The organism is Lysinibacillus sp. NPDC056185 (assembly GCF_047737915.1).
Classification (GTDB): Bacteria; Bacillota; Bacilli; order Bacillales_A; family Planococcaceae; genus Lysinibacillus.
On record NZ_JBLLLQ010000002.1, the window covers coordinates 62,452 to 74,214 of the forward strand.

The 11,763-nt window shown below is 35.5% G+C and carries 8 protein-coding genes, 1 pseudogene and 1 other annotated feature; of the genes and pseudogenes, 5 read left to right on the top strand and 4 right to left on the bottom strand.

Annotation, left to right across the window (positions count from 1 at the left end):
• The first annotated feature begins 94 nt into the window (after positions 1–94).
• From ACMZ42_RS02775 to ACMZ42_RS02785, 3 genes are all read left to right on the top strand, one after another.
• The gene (locus ACMZ42_RS02775; RefSeq protein WP_415730470.1) at positions 95–1,123 is read left to right on the top strand and encodes a hypothetical protein; all 1,029 of its coding nucleotides are present in this window, start codon (positions 95–97) and stop codon (positions 1,121–1,123) included.
• A gap of 80 nt (positions 1,124–1,203) precedes the next feature.
• Positions 1,204–1,424: a binding site (T-box leader), on the top strand.
• A 337-nt stretch (positions 1,425–1,761) separates the two neighbouring features.
• A complete protein-coding gene (gene argS, locus ACMZ42_RS02780) occupies positions 1,762–3,441 on the top strand; it encodes an arginine--tRNA ligase (protein WP_415730471.1) in 1,680 nt (559 codons plus the stop codon).
• Between the two features lie 148 nt (positions 3,442–3,589).
• The gene (locus tag ACMZ42_RS02785) at positions 3,590–4,762 is read left to right on the top strand and encodes a CynX/NimT family MFS transporter (RefSeq protein WP_415730472.1); all 1,173 of its coding nucleotides are present in this window, start codon (positions 3,590–3,592) and stop codon (positions 4,760–4,762) included.
• 122 nt (positions 4,763–4,884) lie between these two features.
• On the opposite strand, the gene ACMZ42_RS02790 is transcribed toward ACMZ42_RS02785, so the two are convergent.
• Both ACMZ42_RS02790 and ACMZ42_RS02795 read right to left on the bottom strand, forming a co-directional pair.
• The gene (locus tag ACMZ42_RS02790) at positions 4,885–5,874 is read right to left on the bottom strand and encodes an alpha/beta fold hydrolase (protein ID WP_415730473.1); all 990 of its coding nucleotides are present in this window, start codon (positions 5,872–5,874) and stop codon (positions 4,885–4,887) included.
• Positions 5,875–5,877: 3 nt separating this feature from the next.
• Positions 5,878–6,426 (bottom strand): MarR family winged helix-turn-helix transcriptional regulator, encoded by a 549-nt coding sequence (locus ACMZ42_RS02795; RefSeq protein WP_415730474.1) that lies wholly within the window; start codon positions 6,424–6,426, stop codon positions 5,878–5,880.
• 416 nt (positions 6,427–6,842) lie between these two features.
• Here ACMZ42_RS02795 and ACMZ42_RS02800 point away from each other — a divergent pair, with 416 nt between their 5' ends.
• Positions 6,843–8,003 (top strand): hypothetical protein, encoded by a 1,161-nt coding sequence (locus ACMZ42_RS02800; RefSeq protein ID WP_415730475.1) that lies wholly within the window; start codon positions 6,843–6,845, stop codon positions 8,001–8,003.
• A gap of 8 nt (positions 8,004–8,011) precedes the next feature.
• Positions 8,012–9,787 carry a DNA helicase RecQ gene (recQ, locus tag ACMZ42_RS02805; RefSeq protein ID WP_415730476.1) on the top strand — a complete coding sequence of 592 codons (1,776 nt, stop codon included), beginning with the start codon at positions 8,012–8,014 and terminating at the stop codon, positions 9,785–9,787.
• 70 nt (positions 9,788–9,857) lie between these two features.
• On the opposite strand, the pseudogene ACMZ42_RS02810 reads toward recQ, so the two are convergent.
• Both ACMZ42_RS02810 and ACMZ42_RS02815 read right to left on the bottom strand, forming a co-directional pair.
• Positions 9,858–10,205: pseudogene (locus ACMZ42_RS02810) on the bottom strand (VOC family protein).
• Positions 10,206–10,345: 140 nt separating this feature from the next.
• The gene (locus ACMZ42_RS02815; RefSeq protein ID WP_415730477.1) at positions 10,346–11,446 is read right to left on the bottom strand and encodes a saccharopine dehydrogenase family protein; all 1,101 of its coding nucleotides are present in this window, start codon (positions 11,444–11,446) and stop codon (positions 10,346–10,348) included.
• Between the last annotated feature and the right edge of the window lie 317 nt (positions 11,447–11,763).

The window sequence follows — 11,763 nt, forward strand, 5'->3', positions numbered from 1 at the left end:
ATAATCTTCAGGGAGAGTTCTAGAAGGTAAGAGTGAGGGGTACTTTAAATAGTAGTATGAAATGGCAAACTTTATAGTAGAAAGGGAGGGAATCTTGAAGAGATTTACATTTATTTTGATAATCATCGTAATGATTTGCATTGTCTTTAGTAAAAAAATATTTTCAATTGATGATCATAACGCATCTGAGTCTAATCTTTACATCAACGTGTTTGATCCTAAAAGTTTGAAGTTTACATTCTATCATTTTGACCAGATTCAAAATAAAAGTAAATTACTATTTAGTAAGGAAACGGCGGATTATACTGCTTTCGCTTATTCTGAACGTACTAATAAATTGTATTTCGCTGATGGCATATCAGATCATACAATACAATTATTTGAAAATGATCTAAACACGAATCAAATGAAACAGTTAACCACTTTATTTAATAACGTTGATTTTATCCAAATAGACAAAGACCAAAAAATTATCTTGATGAGAGTACTATTAAGAGATGAATTTAGAAATTTTCATATAGCTACGTACAATCTTCAAACAAAGAAAATACAAATATGGGAAGAAGACAATAAGGACAGAAGTGTTTTAGATTTTAATTATAACCCGAATAATAATCAATTAATTGTAGTCTCTTTCTCCGAGAACGAAGATCAGAAGAAACTTACAGAGGCTAATAAAAATCAAACGAAATTACAGCCGATTAAACACAGTTTAGATATTTATAATATAGAAGGTCAACAAATAAAACATATAGCCGATGTAGAGAGATTAATAAGTGGCGCATCATTGGCACCAGATGCTAGCTCTGTAATTATCAGTTATGATGAAGCTGTAGACAGTCCTATTTCGCATGTTGTAGAAATAGATATCCAATCCAACACCGTAAAGCCTTTACTAGATAGTAGTGGTATTTATTCGAAAATTCGCTCCGTTAAATTCGATGAAAAAAAAGAAGGGTTTTATTTCTTATCTAGTTTTATTGATGAAAAAAAGGGTTATAGTATTTTGGAAATACCTAAAGAGAGCGTACTCTCGTATTATGACATCAAGAAAAATAAGGTGCGAAATGTATGGCGGGCTGAAAGAAGTGTTATTGTTAATTATTCAGCAGAACATTTTTAATGTACAATTTATTTCTTGATAATTCTGAAAAGGCTGTTGACTTCGATCTGGAGTTCCTGTAGAATGTTCTGAAATTACAGGTAAATTCGATGAAAAAGAGAGTAGTTTATGGAGCTACTGGAAAGCGAATTAGGGATGGTGTGAGCCTAATGCAGTAGCCATAAATGAAACGCACTTTGGAGAAGGTTCTCGAATTAGTAGTAGAGAATATCGGGGAGTCACCTCGTTAACAATGGAAAGTGGTCATATTGATATGGCAACTAGAGTGGTACCACGGGATAACTATGCTCTCGTCTCTATATTTAGAGACGGGGGCTTTTTTTATCTTCATTCAGTAGAAGTCTCTTACCTCTATTGGTACGAGATGAAAAGGAGCTGTGGTCCCTTTTCAGTGAATGTACAAACACCTACCGAAAATAGAGGAACTCAGTCTAAGAACGCCACGTCCTGTGGCAACGACTGAGTGACCAACATCATGTTGCTGACGCTACGTTAGCACTGCGCTTTCGCACAGGAAACATTTGTTGGCCTAAAACCTCCAGCGGATGTCACAGATTTTTAAAGGAATGAATTGTGCGGGCACAATTCAAAATCCGGACGCAATTACGCCAAGGCGAAATTGATTATTTGAGAGGAGAATGAACATGCATACACAAATCGCGAAAAGCATCGCAGGGGCATTAAATAATGAGTTATCTGTCAATGACATTCAAAGTTTACTAGAGAAACCGAAAAATTTGGACTTAGGGGATTTGGCATTTCCGTGCTTTACATTGGCAAAAAAATTAAGAAAATCTCCAAATAGTATCGCATCCGACATAAAAAACAATGTAAGCTGTGAGTTCATACAAGATGTTCAAGTAGTAGGTGGGTATGTCAATATATTTTACCATCAGCCAACGATTACACATCAAGTGCTTAGTCAAATAGTAAAAGAAGAAAATTTATACGGGACTCAGCAGGAATCGAAGGGGAATGTAGTGTTGGATTTTTCTTCACCTAATATAGCAAAGCCTTTTTCCATGGGTCATTTACGTTCTACTGTGATCGGCAATGCATTGGCCAACATTGCCGAGAAAAACGGCTATCAAGCAATTCGCATCAATCATTTAGGAGATTGGGGAACACAGTTTGGTAAGTTAATCGTTGCCTATCGAAAATGGGGAGACCCAAAAACAATTGAAGCTGCCCCAATCGAGGAACTGTTAAAAATTTATGTAAAGTTCCATGAAGAAGCGGAGCAGGATGAAACACTCAATGAACAGGCACGTACTGCGTTTAAAGCATTGGAAGATGGGGATGAAGAGGCATTAGCTTTATGGCAATGGTTTAGAGATGAATCACTCGAAGAATTCAAGATCATTTATCAACTACTAGGAATTAACTTTGATTCTTTCGCTGGGGAAGCATTCTACAATGACAAAATGGCTGCTGTTGTTAAAGAGTTGGAGGAAAAAGACCTGCTTGTGAAATCCGAGGGTGCTTATGTCGTTGAAATAGATAATATGCCACCTTGCTTAATAACTAAAACAGACGGTGCTACGCTCTATGCTACACGTGATTTAGCAGCTGCTTTTTATCGTAAACACCAATATGACCCTAAAAAATCATTTTATGTTGTAGGAAATGAACAATCTCTTCATTTTCACCAACTATTTAAAGTCATTGAAAAGATGGGGTACGATTGGGCAAAAGATTTACAGCATGTGCCGTTTGGAATGATCCTAAAAGAGGGTAAAAAAATGTCGACGCGTAAAGGAAAGATCGTTTTATTGGCAGATGTACTAACAGAAGCGATTGCCACTGCGAAGCGAAATATCGAGGAAAAAAATCCGAATCTAGTGGATAAAGAGAACATTGCACGTCAGGTTGGTGTAGGAGCGGTTATTTTTAACGATTTAAAAAATAATCGTCTTCATGATATTGAGTTTTCGATTGAGCACATGATGCATTTTGAAGGTGAAACAGGGCCATATATTCAATATACGTATGCTCGTATCTCATCTCTTTTGGAAAAAGCAAATGAACAAAGTTACGAAGTATCGTTTGAAGCATTAGGGGAGCAAGCATGGCCAGTCGTTGTATTACTAGAACAGTTTCCGAAAGTAATTGCCAACGCTTTTGAGCAAGCAGATCCATCACAAATTGCTAAATATGCTTTGCAATTAGCGCGTGTATTTAATAAATATTATGCTCAAAATAAAATATTGGTCGATGACAACCAGAGAACATCACGATTAGCATTTTGTCATTGTGTAGCCATTGTTTTAAAAGAATCGTTAGCCTTATTGGGAATGGTTGCGCCTAAAAAAATGTAAGTAGAATAAGCCGCATCTTTTCATCATTAATTGCCATTAAATTGACCGATACTAGAAAAAATGGTAAAAGGGAATAGTGAGAATTCTGAGATCTAACAAATTTAGTTGAATTTTTAACCGTAAAATAGAGAGAAGGTTTTTAGAAAGTATGGAGAAAAAGCAATGGCGTGTTTCCATGGTACTTGTGGTTGTTAGTATTTTCTTCGTTGCACTCAATATGCGCCCAGCAGTCACAGGAATAGGACCACTATTTAATGTACTTTTGGAATCACTCCATATATCAAATACAAAAATGAGCTTTTTAACTTCTATTCCGGTGTTTTGTATGGGTCTCTTTGCACCGTTCGCAGTACCATTACAAAGAAAACTCGGAACAAAAACAGCAATTACGCTCTTAATAATGACCCTAGCATTAGCAAATGGGCTGCGCTTTTTAAAAGAAAGTTATGTACTACTTGTAATCACAAGTTTTGCTGCAGGATTTGCCATTGCACTTATTGGACCCATCTTAAATGCCTATATAAAGAAAAAATTCCCGAACCGTTTTACAACTGTTGTAGGTATTTATTCATTTGGAATAGGAACAGGGGCAACATTGAGTGCTGCGTTAACCGTGACATTTTATAATCATTTTCATGAGAGCTGGACGATGGCACTTGGCAGTTGGGCAATACTTGCTATCATTGCTCTTTGTATATGGTTACTTGCAATACAAAATCAAGAGCTGCCAGAGACAGGGGCATTGACAGAAAATGCGGCACGGAATCCTTGGAAAAATGCCCGTGCTTGGACCATTTTAATTTACTTTGGCATACAAACATCTTTGTTCTTCTCAATAATGTCATGGCTAGTACCGATAGTACAGGCTAAGGGCTTTTCTCTTGGGGCAGCAAGCTCTATGCTAACATTTATGTCTATTGTACAAATGATTGGAAACATTTTGGTTCCTATACTAATGGAAAAATGGTTCAGTCGAATCGGTTGGCTCTTTTCTTTAGGGCTCCTAGGCTTGATTGGCTTTGTGTTGCTATGGTTAGGCTCAGGGACTTTATTATGGATTGCAGTATTCATAATAGGCATCGTATTAAGTGGCTTATTTCCAATTGGGTTATTGTTACCATTGGATGAGGCAAGAAATGACGAGGAGGCAAATAGCTGGTCATCTATGGTGCTTTCAGGTGGCTTTATGATAAGCTCCATTATCCCTATACTGATTGGCTATTGCTATGATGTGACAGGTAACCATACATTTACCTATATGATTTTTATAATATTAATGATTGGCATAATAGCTACTACAATTATGCTTAAGAAAAAATAATGCGGAGACATGCGCTAATATACGAACATGTCTCTTTTTCGAAGCTACAACTATAGGACACGAGAAAAGCCGATTTCACTTTGTGTATTAAAAATCGGCTTTTCTTTAGTTCTCATTTTTTATTATGAATTTTTATAAGATCTGGACGCTTCCTGTTCATTATTAAAGATCTGTAATAATGCATCAGAAAACAAGGTGGTTTGGTCCATCATAATTCGATGACCGGCATTTGGAATGATAAATAATTTTTTATGGGGAGCAATAATTTTAGTAAAATATTCTTCGGCAATAATGGAGGGAGCCTGCCAATCATTTTCACCTAAAATATAATAAACGGGAACTTTATAAACTGAGGATTCTGTCGTCAGGTCAAAGTCTTCTAAAAATTCATGTACCTTGCTATTTGCTTTCAGTCCTTTTGAAAATGCGGAAAGATCCGATAATTTAAAAATAGGACTTTTAAATGCTGATATAAATACAGGAAGATCACTCTTCGCAGCTAAACCATATTTCCCTTGAAGTTTTCGTATTTTCATACATTTCTTTAAAAACTCTCGATCAAATTTTATTTTTTCTCCAGGATAAGTTCCTATAGCTTCAAGCTTTTTTAAAGCTTTCTTATCATTTGCTTTAACTATTTGTTCCTTCATTTTTTCATAAGCAACACGCTCATTTTCAAGAAAGGAGACAACTTGTGCCACGCCAATATAATAAGAAATGTCTTCAGGATATTGCTTAATAAATATACTTCCTAAAATAGTGCCCCAAGACCTTCCGAGTAAAACGATCTTTTCCTTCTTATATTTTTTCTTTAAATATTGAATAATTCCATATAAATCTTCTAGCATGACATCAATTGTAGGGTACTTATCGGGGTTTTTAGTAAGCGTTTTTCCAGCACCACGCTGATCCCAATGAACAATCGTAAAAGTTTCTTCTAATTTTTCTTGAAAAGCATGAGCAAAAAGAGATTCAACACTACCAGGACCACCATGTAAATAAAGTAATACTGGGTTATCATAATTAGTACCTGAATGAAATAAATAATGATTTACACCGTTAACCGAGACAAATTCTTCGATATTAATTAATTTCTCGGATTTATTTTTCATTTCTCATTCTCCCTCTATATGATTTCTTCGTCTTTCAAACTCCTTTAAAACCTTCAGCTGAACGTCATTTTGATTTTCATCCATTGTTAAATTACTGTGCTCTTCAAAACCATCCTGTTCTTCACCATCAAAACTATATAATTTCTTTAATAGACCCCACATTGTCTCTAGTTCATTAGTAGAAAAATTTTTAAAAAGATCTGCTAAAAAATATGTTCCTTTTTCTCCTGCCTCTAACGCAACTTGTTTACCAAACTCAGTAATCGTAGTGTTGACCGCACGTTTATCATGCTGACTAGGGGCAATTTCTACATATCCTTTGTTTTTCATAGTAGTGACTAGTTGTTTTACATTCTGTTTAGTCGTTCCTAGTTTTCTTGCGATATTATTGAACGATGCTTTATCTTCAGGTAAATGAGCAATAGCTAGGATAACCATAAATTGTCTAGATGTTAATTTTTCTAAATATTGATCGGATTGTACTTGAATTTTATTGCCAACAGAAAAAAGGGCTGAATATATTTGTTGCATTAGAAATAAGTCATTGTTCATAAAGATGTCCTTTCTTTTAGACAATATATTGTCTAAAATCATCATAACAAAATGGACAATGTATTGTCTATAAAATTAATGAACGAGAAGACTTCTTTTTTAAATAACATTTTCACCGCAAATTATAAGTCATTTTTCATAGCAAACCTAAAAAAGAGCTGAATTTTTTAGGTATAACGAATTGAGTAAAAGGTGAGGGCAATATTTTCATAACACCTTTTCATAAATAATACTATTATGTAAACTTGAAACGTTTAGTAACCTTGTTTATGATAGTAAAGAAAGATGTTTATCTTGCATTCAGTATTTGGTGATGAGATGAATGCGGGGTGAGGTTACTTTTTGGCGGGTGTACAAATATCCGCTGAGATAGAGGAAGTCAATCCATGAACTTCTCATCTTGTGAGAATGCCTGAGTGACCAACATCGTGCCTTATGCAAGGGCAGATTTGATAGAAAGTTTTGGTGAACGTATGCGGAAAAAGGTGCTCATTCTTGGAGCAACAGCTTTATTATTAACGGGCTGTGAAAATGAAACATTGGCAGAAGTGTTTCATATTAAAAAGACCGATGTGAAATCGGAAAAAGTTGTGACGAAGCAGCAAGAAAAAATTGTACCGGAAGTAAAAGTAGTTGGGGAGAACGGAATTGGTGCAGGAGTTATTATTAAAAAAGAAGACGCTAAGCTCTATATTTTGACAAATGGTGCGCTCGTTGCTTCAAAGCCAGCTGCTCTCGTGCAATTTAATAATGATAAACTTATGGAAGCTGATGTGCACTATATATCTACAGCTTATAATATAGCCATTTTAGAAGTGCCATATAATGCATCGGTTAAGATGCCGACCATCTATAACGGTGAATTAAATCAGTTAGCTGTTTATGTCGATAGCTTACCGCACATCATTAAAAAATATAGTGACGGCGTAGCAGCTTATTACATAGATGCAGAAGAAAATACACTAATAGGGAGCCCGGTTCTAGAAGCAGAGAATGGTGAACTTGTGGGCATCTATTTTAAACGCAAGCAAAACGGTGTATCACAGCCGTTTATATTGCCATATAAAGATATTGTACAGTTATTGGATGACTGGATTTCAGGTACAATGAAGACAAGTGATCGACTAACTCAATCCCAAAACTTAAATCCATATATTGAACATGGCGATAAAGAAGCAGTTCAGCAAGCTATTGAACAATACGGAAAGAATATTTTTGCTTATAATGCCGATGAGATAAAGCTATTTTTAGATACATTTTATAAGCATCTAAAGGCAGCTGTTGAAAATCATGATGTTAGTGTTATAAAGCCTTTTGTAGGTTCAGACGATTTGCAAAGCACGCTGGATAATATGGTAGCGAATTACGCATCGAAACAAGCGAAAATTCGTTTTTACAATACATCGATTAAAAACATCAGTATGAAAGGCCAAAATATTGTAGTTCGTGCCAAAATAGAATATGTACTAACAAATTCTGCTGGTCAAGAGGCACTTACGAACTCTATGATGGTATATGAAATAAATAAAAATGAACAGGGCGAGTATAAGCTTATTCGCCTAACAACTGAGGAGTGAAAAGTTGGATGGAGCAAGCAAGACAAATGCTACAACATCATTTTGGCTATGATTCATTTCGCAATGGACAAGAACCAATTATTGAACAAACATTACGAGGTCAATCAAGTCTTTGTGTGATGCCAACTGGCGGAGGTAAATCAATTTGCTATCAAATTCCGGCACTCATGCTAGATGGCCTCACAGTCGTCATATCTCCTTTAATTTCTCTTATGCAAGATCAGGTAGAAGCATTACGTGCTGCAAATATTCCGGCCGCGTATATAAATAGTACTTTAACCGTGCAAGAAGTGAATGAAACGATGCAGCTAGCGAGTGCAGGTTATTTAAAGCTTCTTTATATAGCTCCTGAGCGATTAGAGAGTGCAACATTTTTACAGGTACTATCGAATTTATCTGTACCTTTACTTGCTGTGGATGAGGCACACTGTATTTCCCAGTGGGGGCATGATTTTAGACCAAGTTACCGAGCAATCCAAAAATTATTTACATTGTGGCCACAAAAGCCAACTGTCTTAGCACTGACAGCAACAGCTACACCAGCTGTTTGTGATGATATTAGACAATTGTTAGGAATTGACGAGCATTCGACGGTGATTACCGGCTTTTCGCGCGATAATTTATCTTTCTCAGTGTTAATTGGTGAAAACAAAGAGCGCTACATTAAAAATTATTTAGTGAAAAATAAAAATGAAGCGGGCATTATTTATGCAGCGACACGAAAGGCTGTAGACGCAATCTATGAGCTTTTAAGTCGCTCGGGCGAAGCTGTGGCAAAATACCACGCGGGCCTGTCAGAGGACATGCGTATGTCAGAGCAGGAGCGCTTTTTAAAAGATGAAGCACGCATAATGGTAGCTACCAATGCATTTGGAATGGGGATTGATAAGAGTAATGTACGCTTTGTTATTCATTATCAAATGCCGCGCAATATGGAGAGTTATTATCAGGAAGCAGGACGTGCAGGACGAGACGGCTTGCCAAGTGCCTGTATTTTACTTTATGCATCAGGTGATGTTCAAACACAGCGCTTTTTAATTGAACAAACACAGGATGAAACACGTATTTCACAGGAATTAGCAAAGCTGCAAACGATGGTTGATTATTGTCATACTGAAGGTTGTTTACAAAATGCTATTTTAACGTATTTTGACGACGAAGCAGGGGCTCCTTGTAGTCGTTGTAGTAATTGTAATGATGGACGGGAAGTCAAAGATGTAACGGTAGATGCACAAAAGGTGTTAGCTTGTGTTGTAAGGATGGGACAAAAATTTGGTAAGACAATGGTGGCCCAAGTGTTAATTGGCTCCAAAAACCAAAAGGTCTCGGAATTTGGCTTTGCAAGGCTGTCTACCTATGGCATTTTAAAAGGCCAATATTCCTCTAAGGATGTTTCAACCTTTATTGAGTTTTTAATTGCTGAGGGCGTTCTTGCCGTTAAACATGGCACGTTTCCAACCATTTATGTATCAGAGGATGGCAAAGAAGTTCTACTTGGGAATCGACAGGTCATGCGAAAAGAAGCTGTTACTGTTCGTAAGCTTGTAGATAATGATCCGCTATTTGAGCATTTACGATTACTGCGTAAAGAGATTGCAGATGAGGAAAAGGTACCACCATTTGTGGTGTTCTCTGATAAAACATTGCGTGATTTATGTGACAAAAAGCCAACAGAGCTAGAAGACTTACGTCATGTAAGTGGTATTGGTGAAGTAAAATTCGAAAAATACGGTGAGCGTTTCTTCGATGCTCTTCAGTCTTTTTTGAAAACAACATCAAACTAAAGAAAAAGGGGAAGTGCTTAATTCAAAAGAATTAGGCACTTCCTTTATATTTGCAACGTATTACAACGCGCTATTTCTCCCAAAGCTCGACTAGTCGACCATCAGGATCTTCAATCCAAATAAACTTTCCAAATTCACTAATCTCTTGTTCTTTTGCAAGAGGTACACCCATTTGTTCAAGATGCTTAATCGTCTCGTTTAGATCATGTACTTGGAAATTTAACATTACTTGTTGTTCTGTTGGAAAATAACTGTCATCTTCGGTAAAGAAAGAAAAAATCGTCTCATTTCCTGATTGGGGTTTAATCATAGTCCCATTTCAATTTTCTATTTCAATCTTCAATACTTCACTGTACCATTTTTTTATAACATCAAGATTCTTAGTTCTCCAAAATATTCCTCCGAAACCTTTAATCATCGTAGCAAACTCCTGTCTGTATTTAAATTTTTAGTTTTTCGATTTCATATTTAGTTCCTTCATCAACTATACCGCTTGAATAGTTTAAGTACAATTTTTCACATCGACTATTTGGATAGCTACTTCATGTAAAATGATCGTTAGTTGAAGGATTTGATTTCGTACTTAAAAGTTATTTCTTCATCAAGAATTGATAATATATCGTCTAAGTCAAAAAGCTGTTCTATGTAGTGTACACCTGCTGAATAATTATTTTGTATTAACTTATTCCCTAATATTGAGGCTACATTACCTGTTATCTCTGTATTATTTGAACCAAATAATACAGATTCAATGGTTCCTTCTTTTCCCTCGATTTCTCCATGTACCTCCGCTTTAATTAAATAATCATTTGAGCCTATTTTTAATTTATCAAAAATATGTAAAGCTCCCACAAATATATTTATAAAAATATTATTAAAGAATTTATATTTTAATAGCTTAAAAGTTCCTAACTTTTTAAGTATTGCTAATTCTTTTGTTGCAAGGTCCGAGTCATAAAAGAAGCGAGAAGATACGTTTTTTAAATTAAGGGTTTTAGTGAGAATATGTTGATCAGCCAGATTAAATCTATAAGCAACTCTTTTCCCATATTTTTTAGGTAACTCCACATATTTACCATCAGTAAAACTACTTACATACTTATTTTGACCATTTTCACATATCGAATAATTAGTGTTTATATTATTTAGCAACCATTCTACTCCGTCATTTCCGTGCTTTTCACCAATACCAAGCATTAGAAATGTGTCCGTACTGTTAACTTTATTAAACTGATTCACTAAATTTTTGACCATTAGATTTGATAAACCTGGCGCTAAACCTACACCTAATACTAAAGTTGTTCCTAATTCAATGGCTTTACTATGTAAGCTTTCAATTTTTGATAAGATAGTATAGGAAGGGGAAATATCAATATAATGAACTTTATTTTGTATACACATTTCAACGAAATTAGTATCTTTTTGGTCAAGGCACATTATTACTAACTGCGTGTGTGTAAATACTTCATGGGATGCCTCCAAATTATAAATATCTAGTTTCAACGGCAGAACCTTGTCATTCATAGACAAAGAAAACCTTTTTGCCTTTTCAAAATTTCTACCAGCCGCGATAACTTTTCCAGGGTAAATCTGAGATAAAGATTTACAGATTACGGTACCGACTTGACCATAACCGCCGATTACTAAAATATTTTTCACTTGAAAACCACCTTCTCATAGTTTAAAATAACTTACTCAATTTTAATAAAATATCCCTGTTGAAAAACTAACAGTAAAGCGTTTTTTTTATCTTAACATATATATCCATTTACCATTTTTTTGAGTTAAGGTATTTGGCTTTTTCTTGTCGAAGATTTTCCGGAATATTGGCGGTACCGCTAGCAGTACCAAAACAAAAAAATAACCCGGAATTAATATTCCGGGCTTGATTCACACTTACTTATAGTGCTCCATGACACACTGCCTCGCTTCCGCATAGATCTTAATTTTTTAAGACAACTGTGCTTTAGCTTTTC

Bases quoted from the DNA above. Each gene is read 5' to 3' on its own strand.
- ACMZ42_RS02795 (WP_415730474.1), bottom strand. From the start codon at position 6,426: ATGAACAATGACTTATTTCTAATGCAACAAATATATTCAGCCCTTTTT.
- ACMZ42_RS02785 (WP_415730472.1), top strand. From the start codon at position 3,590: ATGGAGAAAAAGCAATGGCGTGTTTCCATGGTACTTGTGGTTGTTAGT.
- ACMZ42_RS02790 (WP_415730473.1), bottom strand. From the start codon at position 5,874: ATGAAAAATAAATCCGAGAAATTAATTAATATCGAAGAATTTGTCTCG.
- recQ (WP_415730476.1), top strand. From the start codon at position 8,012: ATGGAGCAAGCAAGACAAATGCTACAACATCATTTTGGCTATGATTCA.
- argS (WP_415730471.1), top strand. From the start codon at position 1,762: ATGAACATGCATACACAAATCGCGAAAAGCATCGCAGGGGCATTAAAT.